We start from the raw sequence: 17,048 nt of genomic DNA on the forward strand, positions 1-17,048 counted from the left end.
GAGAACAGCATGTCTGCCGCCCCTACCCTGCAAAGCTTCATCGCCGGCCGCTGGCTTGGCCAGCACGGCGCCCAGGCCCTGCGTAGCGCCCTGGATGGCCACGTTTTGGCCTACAGCCACGAAGAGCGCCCGGATTTCGCCGAGGCCGTGGACTTTGCCCGCGCCCGTGGCCTGGCCACGCTGATGGCCATGGACTTCCAGCAACGCGCTGCCCGCCTGAAGGCACTGGCCCTGTACCTGGCCGAGCGCAAGGAGCAGCTTTACGCCCTATCCCACCACAGCGGTGCTACCCGTGCCGACAGCTGGATCGACATCGAAGGCGGCAACGCCACGCTGTTCTCCTATGCGGGCATCGGCAGCCGTGAACTGCCGTCGGGCAATCTGGTGCACGAAGGCCCGGCCATCCCGCTGGGCAAGCAAGGCCATTTCGCCGGCAGCCACATCCTGGTGCCGCGCGCCGGCGTGGCGGTGCACATCAACGCCTTCAACTTCCCCATCTGGGGCATGCTGGAGAAGTTCGCCCCGACCTTCCTGGCCGGTATGCCGTGCATCGTCAAGCCGGCGACCTCGACCAGCTACCTGACCGAGGCCGTGGTGCGGCTGATGAATGCATCCGGGCTGTTGCCCGAAGGCAGCCTGCAACTGGTGATCGGCAGCACCGGCGACCTGCTCGACCGCCTGCAAGGCCAGGACGTGGTGACCTTCACCGGCTCCGCTGACACCGCCGCCAAGTTGCGCGTCACGCCGAACCTGGTGCGCAACTCGGTGCCGTTCACCGCCGAAGCCGATTCGCTCAACTGCGCCATCCTCGGCCCGGACGTGGCCCCGGACAGCGAAGAGTTCGACCTGTATATCAAGGAGGTGGTCCGCGAAATGACCACCAAGGCCGGCCAGAAATGCACCGCCATCCGCCGCGCCATCGTACCGGCCAGGCACATCGACGCCGTTGCCACGCGCCTGCGCGAGCGGTTGGCCAAGGTGGTTGTCGGTGACCCGTCGCTGGAAGGTGTGCGCATGGGCGCCCTGGCCTCCCACGACCAGCATCACGATGTGGCCGAGCGCGTGCGCAGCCTGCTGCAGAGCTGCGACCAGCTGTTCGGCGCCAGCGATGGCTTTGCGCCGCGTGGCGAGGGCGTGGCCGAGGGCGCGTTCTTTGCTCCGACCTTGCTGCAGGCCCGCGACCCGCATGCCGAAGGCGGTGCCCACGATATCGAAGCGTTCGGCCCGGTCAGCACGCTGATGGCCTATGACGACCTCGATGAAGCCCTGGCGCTGGCCGCACGGGGCAAAGGCAGCCTGGTGGCGACCCTGGTCACCGCCGACCGCAGCGTGGCAGCCAAGGCCATTCCAGTGGCTGCCGCCTGGCACGGCCGCCTGCTGGTACTCGACAGCGAGGCGGCCAAGGAATCCACCGGGCATGGCTCGCCATTGCCGCAACTCAAGCACGGTGGCCCGGGCCGCGCTGGTGGTGGTGAAGAGCTGGGTGGCCTGCGTGCCGTCAAGCACTACCTGCAGCGTGCCGCTGTACAGGGTTCGCCGAGCATGCTCACGGCGGTAACCGGCGAATACGTGCGCGGTGGCGAAGTGATCGAAACCGAAGTACACCCGTTCCGCCGCTATTTCGAGCAGTTGCGCATCGGCGAGTCGCTGCTCACCCATCGGCGCACCGTGACCGAAGCCGACCTGGTCAACTTCGGTTGCCTGTCGGGTGACCATTTCTACATGCACTTCGACGAGATCGCCGCCAAGGAATCGCAGTTCGGCAAGCGCATCGCCCACGGCTATTTCGTGTTGTCGGCAGCGGCCGGGCTGTTCGTCTCCCCGGGTGCAGGCCCGGTACTGGCCAACTACGGCCTGGATACCCTGCGTTTCATCAACCCGGTCGGCATCGGCGACACCATCCAGGCGCGCCTGACCTGCAAGCGCAAGATCGACCAGGGCAAGACCAGCCCGTTGGGCCAGCCCCAGGGCGTGGTGGCGTGGGATGTGGAGGTGACCAACCAGCTGGGCGAGCTGGTCGCCAGCTACGACATTCTCACCCTCGTGCTGAAGAAGCCCTGACAGTACCGTTGGTCAGGGGTGGTGGACATCCAACCGACCGCCCCTGGCTATTGCCGCTCTCATTCAATGAGGGGTGGTCAATGGCTTCGCCTCTCACTCCTGTATTGGGCCCGCCTGATCGCGGGCCTTTTTTTCATCGAGAGCGAGGGTTGCGAGATGAAAGAGTTTACTGCGATGGGTGGCGGCAGCGCACAGGATGACTGGCCGGAGCTCGAGCCGGACCGGCGCAATGACCGGGCAGATGACCCGGATGCCGACCCCAATGTGACTGATGACGAAGAAAACCGCCCGGGCGTACCGGCCAGCGACCCAGAATCCGGTGCCTAGACGGCCTGCGCGTACCTGTAGGAGCGGCTTTAGCCGCAAAGAATCCAACGCGGTGAATGGCACCGGCTGCGCCGGTGTTCGCGGGCGCGCCCGCTCCCACAGGTATGGCGCACTCCTTGAACTGGTGATGTCCCTGTGGGAGATTGCCCAGCCCTTTGGGCTGCGCTGTCGCGCAGAGAACCAATATTGCTCGTCTGACGCGTCCTTTGTAGGAGCAGCCTTGTGCTGCGAAGAGGCCGGTACAGCCAATAGACAGGCTTCGTCAGCCCCGGCCTCTTCGCAGCACAAGGCTGCTCCTACAGGACCTCGCCGAACCAATGAGTCATGTGTTGTTCTATCAGAGCGGGCATGCCCGCGAAGCAGGCGACACAGTGCTTTGGGCCAGCGGTCACATTGTCGCCGCTGGCCCCCCCACCGACTGGTTCGGCTTGCTGCCGGATATGCGCCATTGCACGGCGGTAATCCCGTAGCGCTCGGCCATCGGCCTGCTGACTTTTCTGATTTTTTCGCGCCCGAACTTCGGAATGATGCCGATGCCCGCATCACAACTTGCCCAATGCCAGGCCTCGGCGTTGTCCAGCGTCTCCAGACGGATGATGAAACTGCGCGGCTTGCCATGCAGTTGGTAATCGATGATGTATAGCTGTGGGCCAGGCATCGCAGGGGCCTCCTCTTCTCCATGGATGACACCCTGATTGATCGGGGTACGGCCAGAAGATTCAAAAAAATGTCGAGCAACAGGTACCAAAGGCCATTGCAGTCCCGGTACACAGGAGGTAGCCGGCACCCGGCACTGCGGGTACCGGGTGCCCAGGAGCACTCAACTCACTGTTGGCGGCCCCCGCCGTGGCTGTTCTGGCCGCCCTTGCGACCGGCCTCCGATGCCCGTTGGCGGTCGTTGGCGAAGTTGCCGCCAGAAGCCTGCCCACCCTTGTGCCCCGCGCGGGAGGCCCGTTCCCGGTCATTGGCAAAATTGCCAGGGTTGGTTTCCTTGGTGCCGCCGCGCTGGCTGGTTCGCTCTTGATCCTGCGCCATGTGGTATCTCCTTGCGATGGATTGACTGCTCGCATGGATGTTTGCCATGCCTTGGTTCCGAGCCGCCGATCACACAGTCTGCTCAATGGTTTTGCCGGCAACTGACCAGTGGCACCAAACATGGGTCGGCAAAAGGTTTGCGTGACTGAAACAGGCGGGTCGCACTTTCCTTCGCAAGCAGAGGTCTCAATAACATGGCGACGGCCTATAATCCCGCCACACACACGCCCGATGATGCTGCTGAGGGCTGAACGTTCCGGTCTGCACAAGGCTCCGTCCATGAAGTCGTCCCCTAAGCAACCTGCCTCGCCCCAGAACCCGGCACTCAGCCCCAGCCACCTGGATTTCCCGGTGGTTGGCATCGGTGCATCGGCAGGCGGCCTGGAAGCGATCTGTACGCTGTTCCGGCAAATGCCCAGCGATTGCGGCATGGCCTTCGTCGTGGTCCTGCACCTGTCCCCCGACCACCAGAGCGTCGCCGACCGCATCATCCAGGAGACCACGCAAATGCCGGTGCGCCAGGTGACCGAGCCGGTGCCCATCGAGCGCAACCATATCTACGTGATTTCACCGGCCAATCGCCTGTCCACCAACGACGGCTACCTGCGGGTGACCCCGGCCAACCGGCGCCGTGGCGACCACGTGGCCATCGACCTGTTCTTCCGTGACCTGGCTGATGTGCACAAGGACCACGCCTTCTGCGTGGTGTTGTCCGGTACCGGTGCCGATGGCGCCGTGGGCCTGTCGCGGATCAAGGAGCAAGGCGGTGTGACCCTGGCGCAGACACCGGACGACGCCCAGTACGACAGCATGCCCCGCGCCGCCATCGAGACCGGCATGGTCGACCTGGTGCTGCCGGCGGCAGAAATGCCGCAGAAGCTGCTGGAGCTGTGGCGCAATGCCCGCCAGGTCCGGCTCCCGGAAATCGAAGACGATACCCTGCCTCCGGCCTTGGGCACCCGTGTCGGCGATGCCCAGGCCAGCGAGCCGATGCTCGAAGAGATCCTGCTGCAGTTGCGCAGCAATACCGGCCACGACTTCCAGCACTACAAGCGCGCCACGGTACTGCGACGCATCGAGCGCCGCCTGCATGTGACCGGCCAGGCAGACCTTGCGGCCTACCTGCATTACCTGGAACAGCACCCAGCGGAATCCCGGGCATTGCTGGCCGACATGCTGATTGGCGTGACCAATTTCTTCCGCGACCGCGAAGCCTTCGAAGCCCTGGAGCGCCATGTGCTGCCGCAGCTGGTCTGCGAACGCGACCCGGCCGAGGGCGCAGACGAGATACGCGTGTGGTCGGCCGGCTGCTCCACCGGCGAAGAGGCGTACAGCCTCGCCATGCTGGTTTGCGAGCAGCTGGCACTGGAGCAGCGCTCGCACAAGGTACAGGTGTTCGCCACCGACCTGGACGAACGCGCCATCGGCATCGCCCGCAGTGGCTCATACCCCGAGGCGATCGTCACCGACGTGCCGCCCAGCCGGCTGCGCCAGTTCTTCGTCAAGGAAGACCAGCATTACCGGGTGCGCAAAGAGGTTCGCGAAAAGGTGCTGTTCGCCCGGCACAACCTGCTGTCGGACCCACCGTTCTCGCAGATCGACCTGATTGTCTGCCGTAACCTGCTGATCTACCTGGACCGCGAGGTGCAGCGTGACATCCTGCAGATGTTCCACTTTGCCCTGCGCCCGGGTGGCTACCTGTTCCTCGGTTCGTCGGAGTCGGCCGACGTGGCCAATGAACTGTTCGCCCCGGTGGACAAGCGCAATCGCATTTTCCGCGCACTCGATGCCAGCAATACCGGCCGCCGTTCCGGCCGTCAGCTGCCCGGCACTTCTGCCGCCGGCAGGCCCCCGGAAGCGCTGGCCAAGGCCAAGCCGGGGCGCAAGCCATCGTTCGCCGACCTGCACTACCGCGCCCTGGCGCGTCGCATGCCGCCCAGCCTGATCGTCGATATCGATGGCAATATCCTGCACATGAGCGAAGGCGTGGGGCGTTTCCTGCAAGTGGCCGGTGGCGAACCGAGCCGCAGCTTGCTCAACCTGGTGCTGCCGCCCCTGCGCCTGGCCCTGCGCAGCACCTTGTTCCAGGCGCGCCAGGGGACCGAGGCGGTCACCTCGCGCCCTGTCGACCTGGCGGAAACCATGGGCAAACTGCAGGTGGAAATCACCGTGCAGCCGTACAAGGACGACCTCAGCGCCAGCGATTGCCTGCTGGTGGTGTTCGAGGAACGCGCGCCCGACCCGTCCCTGCCGTTACCCGGCGTCATCCGCCAGACCGACAGCATGGTGCTGCACAACCTCGAACGCGAACTGCAGCGCACTCGCCTGCAACTGCAGGAAACCATCGAGCAGTCAGAGGTCTCCAGCGAGGAGCTGACGGCTTCCAACGAAGAGATGCAGGCCATCAACGAGGAGTTGCGGTCGGCCAGCGAAGAACTGGAAACCAGCAAGGAAGAGCTGCAGTCGATCAACGAGGAACTGCTCACGGTCAACTACGAGCTGAAGAACAAGGTCGAGGAAACCGACAAGGTCAACGACTACCTCAGCAACCTGATCGCCTGCACCGAGATCGCCACGGTGTTCGTCGACCGCAACCTGCATATTCGCTGGTTCACGCCCCGCGCCACCGACCTCTTCAATATCCTGCCAGTCGATACCGGCCGTTCCCTGCTCGACATCACCCACTGCCTGGATTACCCGGCGCTGGCCGACGATGCCCGCGCCGTGGCCCAGGGCGAGGCCGTCATCGAGCGTGAAATCGGCGGCCAAAGCGATCACTGGTACCTGGCGCGCCTGCTGCCCTACCGCTCCAGCGAGCAGAAAATCGACGGCACGGTGCTGACCTTCATCGACATCAGCAGCAGCCATGCCGCCGAAGAGCGCGTGCGCCTGGGCGAAGAGCGCCTGAGCAAGCAGTTGGCCGAGACGCAGAGCACCAACCACATGAAGGACGAGTTCTTCGCCGTCATGTCCCATGAGCTCAAGCACCCGCTGAACCTGATCCAGCTCAATGCCGAAATCCTGCGCCGCCTGCCGTCGCTGCGCAACATCAGTGCAGCGAGCAAGGCCGTGGGTACCATTTGCGACGCGGTAACCAGCCAGGCGCGGATCATCGACGACCTGCTGGATGTGGCGCGCATTCGGACCGGCAAGCTTAAGCTCAAGACCCAACCTGTGGATCTGCTCGCCCTCCTGCAGGGCATCCATGATGTGGTGGTGAGCGAGCAACACCCCTGCCCGGTTCGCCTGGAGCTGCCCGCCGACACCCTGCCGGTGATGATCGAAGGTGACGTTACCCGCCTGGAGCAGATCATCTGGAACCTGCTCAACAACGCGCTGAAGTTCAGCCCGGCGGGCAATGAGATACGCTTGGTGCTGAGCCACGACGAAAACCACGCGCGGTTGCAGGTGATCGACCATGGCGTAGGCCTGAGCCACGACAGCCTCGAGCACATCTTCGACCTGTTCAGCCAGGCTACGCCGCAACAGGCCAGCCACAGCCGCGAGGGCCTGGGCATCGGCCTGTCGCTGGTACGGCAACTGGTCGAGGCCCATGGCGGTAGCGTACGCGCCAAGTCACCGGGGCTGGGCCTGGGCTGCACCTTTGAGGTCACCCTGCCACTTTGCGATACGCAACTCCCGCAGCGTGAGCAAGGCTCGGAGCCACTGAGCGAGGGCCGCCTTAATGGAATTCGCGTGTTGCTGGTGGACGATTCCGTAGAAGTGCTGGCGGTAATGCAGGAGCTGCTGGAAATGGAGAGCGCCACTGTCAATGCCTTCAGCAAGCCACGTGAGGCCCTGGACGCCGCTGCGGGTGAGGAATACGACATCATCCTGTCCGATATCGGCATGCCGGTGATGGACGGCCATGCGCTGATCAAGGCCCTGCGTGGCTACGTGCACCTTCGCCATACCCCGGCCATCGCCCTGACCGGCTATGGCGCCAGCGCCGACCAGTACAAGTCACGCCAGTCCGGCTTTGACCGGCACCTGAACAAACCGGTGGGCTATGACGAGCTGGTCGAGGCGATCGAGGCCCTCAGCGGTTCGGTGCCTTACTGACCGTTGGTCGCTTTCAACGCAACGTTCAGTGCCGCCGGGGGCCGAATCTACATGGAATGAGGGATTCGCCCGGGAGCCTGAATGAAACCAGTCAAGCATCGCGCAACGATCATCTGCCGGCATGGCAAACAAACCCATAAATGGCTGTGGGTGAGAAAGCCCAACGCCGCCTGGACCCTGCCCGGCGGCAGGATCGAGCCCGGCGAGACGCCAGTACAGGCAGCGGAGCGTGAATTGCTTGAGGAAACCGGGTTGCAGGCAGAATCGCTGACCCTGCTGATGCGCCACGAAGCGGCAGAGCGCATGCATTATGTGTTCGAAGCGGAGTTCGCCGACGCCCCACATCCCAAGGCGCTGCGTGAAATTGCTGATTGCCGGTTCGCCCACCCGGACCAGGTGCCCATGCTCAAGGACGAGATCAAGCTGCTGATCCGCTCGTTGCTGGCGTGTGACCGGGCAATGGCAGCGTCAGTGAGGTAGACCTTTTTCTCCTGTGCCGGCCCTTCGCGGGCTTGCCCGCTCCCACAAGTACTTCACCGCTTCTGAAGCATGTGCTGAACCTGTGGGAGCGGGCATGCCCGCGACGAGGCCGGCACAGGTATCAGCTAGGCATGCACACTCCACTGACAAGCCTCCACCTCGATCGGCATCTCGTCTATGGCATGGATCATCCCGTTCGCCAATGCCTCCCGGGGCCCGAGTATCCGCGGGTAGGCCATCAGATACCGCGGTACATCCAGCACCTCGTCCGCCCCTTCGGTCCGCTCGGCGACGATTTGCGCGTACAGCCGCAGGTCATAATCCAGGCTCATCGCGTATTCAGCCATGCGTGAGTGGTCGACCGAGCCATGCAAGGTCCAGTGGAAAGGATGAAACAGGAACTTGCTGTAACTGCATGCCGTGCGCCGTTCCCCGGCCAGGAAGATGATGTTGCCCATGGATTCCACCGTGCCCAGGTTGTGGGTATGCACCTCGACCGGTAACGCCCGCAGAAAGTTGTACAAGGTAAACCCGTAGCTGCACTCGCCGCCCATGGTAGCGATGTTCAGTTGCAGGGCGTCGGCGCCCTGCTGCAACGCCCGCGAACAGGTGTTGATCAGGTTGCCGCAGGTGGATGAATTGATAGGCCCGGTGAAGTGGACGATATGTCTGGCCATGCTTGCCTCCAGGGTTGACAGGTCATTCCTTGGTTGAATGCGCATCGTCACCCTGCCCGGCCATCTGCCGGTATTGCTTGCGCAGGGCATGCAGCTCGGCCGGATCCATGTCTTCAAGGTCCAGCAGCGCCTTGTGCGCCTTTTGGGTTGTGCGCAACAGCTCATCGATCTTGATGTGCAGTTCGTCGTTGTCGCGGTTCTGGGTGTTCTGGATCAGGAACACCATGAGAAACGTGATGATGGTGGTCGAGGTGTTGATCACCAGTTGCCAGGTGTCGTTGAAGCCGAACAGCGGCCCGGTCACTGCCCAGATCAGGATCAGCAGGCAGGCGATGCCAAAAGTCAGCGGGCGGCCGGCCCAATTGGCCAGCCATTGGGCGAAACGGTCGAATTTCATCCTGGCGCCCTTCCTCGTAGCAGGTATGCGGTGGAAACGCCGCGGGCCGCAAAGTTCCACGCGGCATCAGCCTTTTCCGTTGGTCAACCGTGCTGAACCCTGGCCGCTGTTCACCAGTCGCACCTTCAGAGTGACCGAACAAGGACTGGCAATGAGGAAGGCAGCGTGAGCGATATCCGCATCGGCATCTCCGGTTGGCGCTACGGCCCGTGGCGCAAGGACTTCTACCCGAAGGGCCTACCCCAGGACGACGAACTGGCGTTCGCTTCGCGGGCGGTCAACAGCATTGAAATCAACGGCTCGTTCTACAGCCTGCAAACACCCGAACGCTACCAGGGCTGGCATGACCAGACGCCGCCCGGCTTCGTGTTCGCGGTAAAAGCCCCGCGCTACATCACCCATGTACGGCGGCTCAAGGACATCGAAGAAGCCATGGCCAATTTTTTCGCATCCGGGCCGCTGCTGCTCGGCAAGAAGCTGGGCCCGTTCCTGTGGCAGTTTCCGCCGAACATGAAGTTCGACGAAGGCCGCTTCGCCCGTTTTCTCGAACTGCTACCGCACAGCCGCAAGGAGGCCCGCGAATGCGCACAGGGGTGTGCGCAGCGCCTGAAGGACAACGGCAGCACCGATATCAAGGGCAACGCACGGCTGCGCCACGCGGTGGAAATCCGCAACGAAAGCTTTTTGTGCGAAGCCTTCATCAAGTTGCTGCGCAAGCACCAGGTAGCGCTGGTAGTGGCCGACAGTGCCGGTAAATGGCCCTATGTCGAGGACCTTACCGCCGACTTCGTGTACATGCGCCTGCATGGCGATGTCGAGCTGTACAGCAGTGGCTATACCGCTCAGGCGCTGCGGCGCTGGAAGCAGCGCATCCAGCACTGGAGCCAGGGCCGCCAGGCCGACGATGCCCAGCTGGTGGTGCCTGGGCCGCCACCACGGCGCGCTGCCCGGGACGTCTACTGCTATTTCGACAACGACCAGAAAGTCCATGCGCCTTATGACGCCCGGCGCCTGTTGCAGAAGCTGTCGCTGGACCATGAACTGATGACCGAGCCTGGCGTGGTGCCGGAGGTGACCCTGTGAACAGGACCCTGCCTGCCCCGCACGGCATCATCGACAAGATCACCGCCGTGCGTCGGCTGAATGTACTGACGTTGAACGTGCACAAGGGCTTCACCTTCTTCAACCGGCGCTTCATCCTGCCCGAGTTGCGCGAAGCCGTGCGCGCCACCGGCGCCGACCTGGTGTTCCTGCAGGAAGTGCACGGTAGCCACCAGCAACATGCCCTGCGCCACCCGGCCTGGCCGGATACGCCACAGTACGAGTTCCTGGCCGACAGCATGTGGCCGCAGTTCGCCTACGGCCGCAATGCGGTGTACCCCCATGGGGACCACGGCAACGCGCTGCTGTCGAAATTCCCCATCAGCCGCTTCGACAACCTGGACGTCTCGGTGCAGGGCAACGAGCAGCGCGGGCTGCTGCACTGCCAGCTGGAGGTGCCGGGCCATGACCAGGTGCATGCGGTGTGCGTGCACCTCGGCCTGCGCGAGGCCCACCGGCAACGCCAGGTAAAGCTGCTGCTGGACCTGCTCGACAGCCTGCCGCCCAAGGCGCCGGTAATCATCGCCGGCGATTTCAACGATTGGCGGCTGAAGGCCGATGCCGTGCTGTGCGAACACCTGGTAGAGGCCTTCGGCGAGCACTTCGGCACCCCGGCGCGCAGTTTTCCGGCGCGTCTGCCGCTGTTGCGCCTGGACCGCATCTACCTGCGCAATGCCATGCCCGGCACGGCCCAGGTTTTGTCGAAGTACCCGTGGTCGCACCTTTCCGACCACGCCCCTCTGGCTGCGGAGATCAAACTGTGAACCGACCCTGGGTAGACGGCAACAGCGTGCAGTTGCTGATCAATGGCGAGCAATACTACCCCCGCGTGTTCGAGGCCATGGCCCAGGCACGGGAGGAAATCCTGCTGGAGACCTTCATCATCTTCGATGACAAGGTTGGCCAGCAATTGCAGCAGGTCCTGATCGATGCCGCCCAACGCGGCGTACGTGTCGAAGTGGCCGTGGATGGCTATGGCACGGCCGACCTGCCCGACACCTTCATTGCGGCCATGACCGATGCCGGGGTCAGTTTCCACGCCTTCGACCCTCAGCCGAGGCTGGTGGGCATGCGCACCAACCTGTTCCGGCGCCTGCACCGCAAGATCGTGGTCGTCGATGGCGAGCGGGCCTTCATTGGCGGCATCAACTACAGCGCCGACCACCTGGGCGACTTTGGTGCCATGGCCAAGCAGGACTATGCCGTGGAAGTCGCCGGCCCGGTGGTGGCGCAGGTGCATGCCGCCAGCAAGCGCCTGATGTCGCCGGTGCTGCAGCCGCCCAGCGCCGTACGCCCGCTGACCGAGCCTGCCGGTACCTGCAGCGCCGTGCTGGTCGAGCGCGACAACGGGGTGCGCAGCACCGATATCGAGGCCCACTACCTGCAGGCGTTTCGCAGCGCCCGGCAGCGCATCGTGGTGGCCAACGCGTATTTCTTCCCGGGTTACCGGCTGATGCGTGAACTGCGCAATGCGTCCCGGCGTGGCGTGGAGGTGCGGCTGATCCTGCAGGGCCAGCCAGACATGCGCTGGGTGCGGGCGCTGTCGCGGCTGTTGTACAACTACCTGCTGCGCGATGGTGTGGCCATTCACGAGTATTGCCAGCGGCCGCTGCACGGCAAGGTGGCGCTGGTGGACGATGAGTGGGCCACGGTCGGCTCCAGCAACCTGGACCCGCTCAGCCTGTCGTTCAACCTGGAAGCCAACCTGTTCATCCGTGATCGCGCCTTCAACCAGCAGCTCAACCAGCACCTGCAGCAGCTGGCCCGCGAACAATGCAAGCCGGTCACCCTGGAACGCATGGTTCGCGGCTACTGGTGGCGGGCGCCACTGATTTTCGTGTGCTTCCACGTGATCCGCCATTTCCCGCGGATTGCCGGCTGGTTCCCGGCGCACCGCCAGCACCTGCGCTCGGTGCAGCCGGAGGCCGAGGCACAGGGTGACTACCACGAGGGCCAAACCTGATGGCGCGTAAACACTGGAAAACCTGGGGCAAGCGGCTGTTCACCCTGGCATTCCTGATCCTGATCCCTGCGCTGTTGTACCTGCTGGCGCGCAACCTGGACTGGAACGAGGTGCGCCAGTCGTTGCTGGCCTACAAGCCCGGCACCCTGGCCATAGGCCTGGCGCTGGCCGGGTGCAGCTACCTGACGTTCGCCAGCTACGACCTGCTGGCTCGGGCCTACACCGGCCACCACCTGCCGGCACGCCAGGTTTTGCCAGTGGCCTTCGTGTGCTATGCCTTCAACCTCAACTTCACCACCTGGGTGGGTGGCGTTGCCTTGCGCTACCGGCTTTACAGCCGCCTGGGCCTGGACACGGCTACCATCACCCGTATCCTCACCCTGGGCCTGCTGACCAACTGGATGGGCTACATGCTGCTGGCTGGCACCGTGTTCGCCTTGCGCCTGGTCGAGCTGCCCGCCAACTGGGCGGTCGGTGCCAGCGGCCTGCAACTGATCGGCGTGGTGTTGCTGGCGATTGCCGCTGGCTACCTGCTGGCCTGTGGCTTCGCCAAAAAGCGTACCTGGCGCTGGCGCGACCATGAGGTAACGCTGCCGTCGCTGCGCCTGGCGCTGTGCCAGGTTGTACTGGGTGCCAGCAACTGGGCGCTGATGGCGCTGCTGATCTTCTGGTTGCTGCCTGGCGAAGCCTTCTACCCGTCGATTCTTGGCATCCTGCTGATCAGCTGCGTTGCTGGTGTGGTTGCGCATATCCCGGCCGGGCTGGGTGTGCTGGAAACGGTGTTCCTGGCCCTGCTGCATGGGCAGCTCGCCCAGGGCACGCTGGTGGCGGCCCTGCTGGGCTACCGCACGCTGTACTACCTGGTGCCGCTGTTGCTGGCGGTGCTTGTCTACCTGATCCTCGAGAAACGCGCCAAGGCCATGCGCCGGCGCGACAAGCCTGCCTAGGCCTGACAAGGGCCATTGGCTCGGGAGGTGGCAAATGCGTAGCGCTGTCTTGAAGCCGATGTTGATACTGATGATGGCCAGCCTGCTCAGCGGCCAGGCCCTGGCCGAAGCTTGCAACGTGCTCACTCGCTCCTCCAGCGAGGCGGTAACGCCGGTGGAGCGACACAGCTGCTACAGCTACAGCAACCTGCCCGCCGAAGCGATCAACTGGTCGTGCAGCAATGAGAGCAAGGACATGCTCAACAGCGAAAAGCACAAGGTCGCGCGCTGTGCCGATGGCAGCGTTGGCAGTTGCATCGCGCCATTGACCCAGGAGGCATTGGCCAACCCCAAGGCAACTGGCGGTGACAAGCCGGCGTTGCCCAAGGATGCGCGGGTGATCACCTACTACTACGACACTCCCAGCCTGGGCCAGGCCCGCACCGATTGCGAGCGTAGCAACGGCATCTGGCAGACTCACTGATTCTGCAGGCTTGGCGCGTGTTTTGTAGGAGCGGCCTTGTGTCGCGAAAGGGCCGCAAAGCGGCCCCGGCAATTTTCCGTGCGAAGCTGAAATTCTGGGGCCGCCTCGCGGCCCGTTCGCGACACAAGGCCGCTCCTACAGGATCATCACCGCCCCATAGACCTATGCAGAACCTATGAGACGGCGATGTTTCAGGGCGAAATCGGGTCACTCGCCGGGAAAGTCTCGTCCAGCGCATTGTCCACGGCGCTTTCCTTGGTTTTTTCCCCGCATTGGCAATCCGGCATCCGGCACGGCTCGCCATTGCGATGCCCGTTGGCACAGGCCTCGCAGCAATACACCTTGCCTTCGAGCCGCAAGGCATTGGCATCCACGGTGCAGGAACAATCTGCACAGGCACAACGCAACTCGTTCATGGCTTGCTCTCCTCGTCATCGATCACATCATCGGCCCACGGTTCGCCATCAAGCGGTGCGGAGCGGGCCAGTTCGGCTTCGTCCAGGCCTATGCCGCCGCCAATCTCATTGGCCTCTACCCGCCTAAGGGTCTTGTCTGCAGGGCCACCGCTGCCACCGGGTTCGTGCGGGTCACGGGCACCGGTCTCGTCCAGCAAGGTGTCCGGGCTCAGGTCGTCGTAGGTGACGTTGTCCTCGTGCAGGCTGTCGCTCAACGCCTCGCCGCCAGTCATGCCGCTTTCGGCCACGCGCCGGGGCGGGAACTCGCGGGCCACGTCCGCGGCCGGTCGCTCGTCACCCGCACGCCCCTCGCGCTCGTCCAGGCGCTCGTCGAAGTCCAGTTCATGCACGCTGCCCATGCGGTCTTCGGTGTCGTCGATTTCAGTGGGGGTATAGGGCTTCGGTTTATCTGTTCGGGCCATGTGCGTTCTCCGTCAGGTGGCTTCATTCGGTCGACTGCACTTGCTGTTTGAAGATTCAGAGTTTTTTTGAACTACCGCCCGGGCCGTTGCCTCCCAGATTAGAGACTGCGAACCGCCCGGAGCCCGCCATGGCCAAGCCCCTGCAGGAATATGCGCGCAAGCGCGACTTCAATGCCACGCCCGAGCCCAGCGGCAAGCGCAGCCGTGGCAAGCGGGCCCACGCGCTGCAGTTCTGCATCCAGAAGCACGATGCCAGCCACCTGCACTACGACTTCCGCCTGGAACTCGATGGCACGCTGAAAAGCTGGGCCATCCCCAAAGGGCCGTCGCTGGACCCCAAGGTGCGCCGCCTGGCCGTGCACGTGGAGGACCACCCGCTGGACTACGCCGACTTCGAAGGCCATATCCCCGAAGGCCATTACGGCGCGGGCGACGTGATCGTCTGGGACCGGGGCATCTGGGAGCCCGAAGGTGATGCGCATGAGGCCTATGCCAAGGGCAAACTGCGTTTCCGCCTGCAAGGCGAAAAGCTCGGCGGTGTATGGAACCTGTTCCGCACCCACCTGGCCGGCAAGAAGGAGCAGTGGATGCTGGTCAAGTCGCACGACGGCCAGGCGCGTAGCGAAGCCGAGTACAGCATCGTCGACGCCCAGCCCGACAGCGTGCTCAGCGACCGCACGCTGGTGCCGCGCAAGCCGACAGCAAAAAAGGCCGCCGCGCCACGTCGCAAAGCCGCCAGCAAAGGCCGGAAGGTGCCGTTGCCGGCGCAGCTGCAGCCACAACTGGCGACCTTGGTCGACTCCCCGCCCAGTGGCGACTGGCGCTACGAGGTCAAGTTCGACGGTTACCGCATCCTTGCCCGCATCGACGGTGATGACGTGCGCCTGTTCACCCGCAATGGCCATGACTGGAGCGGCAAGATGCCCAGGCAGGTTGCCGCCTTGCGTGCGCTGGGCCTCGATTCGGCCTGGCTCGATGGCGAGGTGGTGGTGGCTGGCGAAAACGGCGCGGCGGACTTCCAGGCGCTGCAGAACGCTTTCGACACCGAGCATGACGAGCACATCACCTATTACCTGTTCGACCTGCCCTTCCTGGGCGGCCAGGACCTGCGCCAGTTACCGCTGCAGGACCGGCGCGACACCTTGCAGCGCTTGCTGGAACACAACGAATCGGACGTGCTCAAGTACTCCGCCGACTTTGACCAGCCGGTCGAATCCCTGCTCGACAGCGCCTGCCGGCTGCAACTCGAAGGCCTGATCGGCAAGCGCGTCGACAGCCCCTACAGCGGCCGCCGCAGCCCCGACTGGATCAAGCTCAAGTGCAAGCAGCGCCAGGAGTTCGTGATCGTCGGCTACACCGACCCCAAAGGCAGCCGCAGCGGCTTTGGTGCCCTGCTGCTGGCCTTGCACGACAACGACAGCGGCGAGTTGCGCTATGCCGGCAAGGTCGGCACCGGCTTCAGTGCAACCACGCTGGCCAGCATCCATGCCCGGCTCAAACCATTGGAAACCGCCGAGCCGGCCCTGCCCAACCCGCCCACCGGGGCCGAAGCCCGGGGCGTGCACTGGCTGAAACCGCAACTGCTGGCCGAAGTCGCCTATGCCCAGATGACCCGTGACGGCATCGTGCGCCACTCGGTGTTCCACGGCCTGCGCGATGACAAACCGGCTACCGCCATCGACCTGGAGCGCAGCATGCCCGCCAAGACCCTGCCCAAGCGCAAGCAGGCCAAGGCCCCCGAGGCTTTGGGCGAGCTGCGCCTGACCCACCCCGAGCGGGTGGTCGACGCCACCAGCGGCGTTACCAAGCGCGAGGTCGCCGAGTACTACGCCGCTGTCAGCCAATGGATACTGCCCCAGCTCAAGAATCGCCCGGTGGCACTGGTACGTGCTCCGGACGGGCTGGCCGGGGAGCTGTTCTTCCAGAAGAACGCCGGCCAGTTGCATCTGCCCAACGTGCTCAGCTATGACAAGGCCGAGGCCGGCCAGGCGGCGATGGTCATCAATCGCGCCGACACCTTGATCGGCGCAGTGCAGATGAACATGCTCGAACTGCACACCTGGAACGCCACCGACAAGGACTTCGACAAGCCCGACCGCTTCGTCCTCGACCTTGACCCGGACCCGGCACTGCCGTGGAAGGCCATGCTGGAAGCCACCCAACTGGCCCTCACCTTGCTGGCTGAGCTGGGCCTGAAGGTTTTTCTCAAGACCAGTGGCGGCAAAGGCATGCACCTGGTAGTGCCGCTGACCCGGCGTGCCAGCTGGGATGAAGTCAAGGCATTCAGCCACGGCATCGTCGATTACCTGGCCAGGTTGTTCCCCGACAGGCTCAGTGCCGTGTCCGGGCCCAAAAATCGCATCGGGCGCATCTTCATCGACTACCTGCGCAACGGCAAGGGGGCTACCACCGCCTGCGCGTATACCCTGCGCGCACGCGAAGGCCTGCCGGTATCCGTGCCGATCTGGCGCGAGGAACTGCCGCAACTCAAGGGCGCCAACCAGTGGAACATCGGCAACGTGCTTGAACGACTGAGCGATGTGGACGACCCCTGGGCCGATTATGGCAAGACCAGGCAATCGATCACCGTGGGCATGCGCAAGCAGCTGGGGCTGGCCTGATGACGGCTTGCCTGCAGCGCTACGCCCGCAATGCCTC

At 64.1% G+C, this 17,048-nt stretch carries 16 protein-coding genes; 10 read left to right on the top strand and 6 right to left on the bottom strand.

Annotated features, from left to right (window positions below; translation table 11 throughout):
• The first annotated feature begins 9 nt into the window (after positions 1-9).
• Together paaZ and GYA95_RS27615 are read left to right on the top strand one after the other, a co-directional pair.
• On the top strand, positions 10-2,061 hold the full coding sequence (gene paaZ / locus GYA95_RS09405; protein WP_015270331.1) for a phenylacetic acid degradation bifunctional protein PaaZ: 2,052 nt from the start codon (positions 10-12) through the stop codon (positions 2,059-2,061).
• A gap of 156 nt (positions 2,062-2,217) precedes the next feature.
• On the top strand, positions 2,218-2,388 hold the full coding sequence (locus GYA95_RS27615) for a hypothetical protein (RefSeq protein ID WP_155252250.1): 171 nt from the start codon (positions 2,218-2,220) through the stop codon (positions 2,386-2,388).
• Positions 2,389-2,776: 388 nt separating this feature from the next.
• On the opposite strand, the gene GYA95_RS09410 is transcribed toward GYA95_RS27615, so the two are convergent.
• Both GYA95_RS09410 and GYA95_RS09415 read right to left on the bottom strand, forming a co-directional pair.
• Positions 2,777-3,046 carry a DUF6555 family protein gene (locus GYA95_RS09410; RefSeq protein ID WP_015270332.1) on the bottom strand — a complete coding sequence of 90 codons (270 nt, stop codon included), beginning with the start codon at positions 3,044-3,046 and terminating at the stop codon, positions 2,777-2,779.
• Between the two features lie 167 nt (positions 3,047-3,213).
• The gene (locus tag GYA95_RS09415; protein WP_003259459.1) at positions 3,214-3,423 is read right to left on the bottom strand and encodes a con-10 family general stress protein; all 210 of its coding nucleotides are present in this window, start codon (positions 3,421-3,423) and stop codon (positions 3,214-3,216) included.
• 279 nt (positions 3,424-3,702) lie between these two features.
• On the opposite strand from GYA95_RS09415, the gene GYA95_RS09420 reads away from it, so the two are divergent.
• Both GYA95_RS09420 and GYA95_RS09425 read left to right on the top strand, forming a co-directional pair.
• A complete protein-coding gene (locus GYA95_RS09420) occupies positions 3,703-7,485 on the top strand; it encodes a CheR family methyltransferase (RefSeq protein ID WP_015270333.1) in 3,783 nt (1,260 codons plus the stop codon).
• 81 nt (positions 7,486-7,566) lie between these two features.
• Positions 7,567-7,965, top strand: coding sequence for an NUDIX hydrolase (locus GYA95_RS09425; protein WP_015270334.1), 399 nt, complete (start codon positions 7,567-7,569; stop codon positions 7,963-7,965).
• Between the two features lie 125 nt (positions 7,966-8,090).
• Here the strand turns inward: GYA95_RS09425 and GYA95_RS09430 are convergent, their stop codons facing one another.
• Positions 8,091-8,642: an ATP-dependent Clp protease proteolytic subunit gene (locus GYA95_RS09430; protein ID WP_015270335.1), complete on the bottom strand. Its 552-nt coding sequence runs from the start codon at positions 8,640-8,642 to the stop codon at positions 8,091-8,093.
• Between the two features lie 22 nt (positions 8,643-8,664).
• On the bottom strand, positions 8,665-9,039 hold the full coding sequence (locus GYA95_RS09435) for a low affinity iron permease family protein (protein WP_003259456.1): 375 nt from the start codon (positions 9,037-9,039) through the stop codon (positions 8,665-8,667).
• Between the two features lie 165 nt (positions 9,040-9,204).
• Here GYA95_RS09435 and GYA95_RS09440 point away from each other — a divergent pair, with 165 nt between their 5' ends.
• From GYA95_RS09440 to GYA95_RS09460, 5 genes are read left to right on the top strand one after another with little or no spacing between them, the layout of a single operon-like run.
• Positions 9,205-10,122 carry a DUF72 domain-containing protein gene (locus GYA95_RS09440; RefSeq protein WP_015270336.1) on the top strand — a complete coding sequence of 306 codons (918 nt, stop codon included), beginning with the start codon at positions 9,205-9,207 and terminating at the stop codon, positions 10,120-10,122.
• A complete protein-coding gene (locus GYA95_RS09445) occupies positions 10,119-10,904 on the top strand; it encodes an endonuclease/exonuclease/phosphatase family protein (RefSeq protein WP_013972626.1) in 786 nt (261 codons plus the stop codon). Before GYA95_RS09440 ends, GYA95_RS09445 begins: the two co-directional genes overlap by 4 nt.
• Entirely contained in the window at positions 10,901-12,103 is a 1,203-nt protein-coding gene (clsB, locus tag GYA95_RS09450; RefSeq protein ID WP_015270337.1) for a cardiolipin synthase ClsB, read from the top strand. Before GYA95_RS09445 ends, clsB begins: the two co-directional genes overlap by 4 nt.
• Entirely contained in the window at positions 12,103-13,050 is a 948-nt protein-coding gene (locus tag GYA95_RS09455; RefSeq protein ID WP_015270338.1) for a lysylphosphatidylglycerol synthase domain-containing protein, read from the top strand. The genes clsB and GYA95_RS09455 overlap by 1 nt, the downstream gene beginning before the upstream one ends.
• Positions 13,051-13,084: 34 nt before the next feature.
• Entirely contained in the window at positions 13,085-13,513 is a 429-nt protein-coding gene (locus GYA95_RS09460; RefSeq protein WP_015270339.1) for a hypothetical protein, read from the top strand.
• A gap of 191 nt (positions 13,514-13,704) precedes the next feature.
• Here the strand turns inward: GYA95_RS09460 and GYA95_RS09465 are convergent, their stop codons facing one another.
• Positions 13,705-13,929: a metallothionein gene (locus GYA95_RS09465; RefSeq protein WP_015270340.1), complete on the bottom strand. Its 225-nt coding sequence runs from the start codon at positions 13,927-13,929 to the stop codon at positions 13,705-13,707.
• Positions 13,926-14,390 carry a hypothetical protein gene (locus tag GYA95_RS09470; protein WP_015270341.1) on the bottom strand — a complete coding sequence of 155 codons (465 nt, stop codon included), beginning with the start codon at positions 14,388-14,390 and terminating at the stop codon, positions 13,926-13,928. Before GYA95_RS09470 ends, GYA95_RS09465 begins: the two co-directional genes overlap by 4 nt.
• A gap of 128 nt (positions 14,391-14,518) precedes the next feature.
• Between GYA95_RS09470 and ligD the strand changes: the two genes are divergently transcribed.
• Positions 14,519-17,011 (top strand): DNA ligase D, encoded by a 2,493-nt coding sequence (gene ligD, locus GYA95_RS09475; protein WP_161551378.1) that lies wholly within the window; start codon positions 14,519-14,521, stop codon positions 17,009-17,011.
• Positions 17,012-17,048: the final 37 nt, after the last annotated feature.

Source organism: Pseudomonas asiatica, assembly GCF_009932335.1.
In the GTDB taxonomy this organism is placed as follows: domain Bacteria; phylum Pseudomonadota; class Gammaproteobacteria; order Pseudomonadales; family Pseudomonadaceae; genus Aquipseudomonas; species Aquipseudomonas asiatica.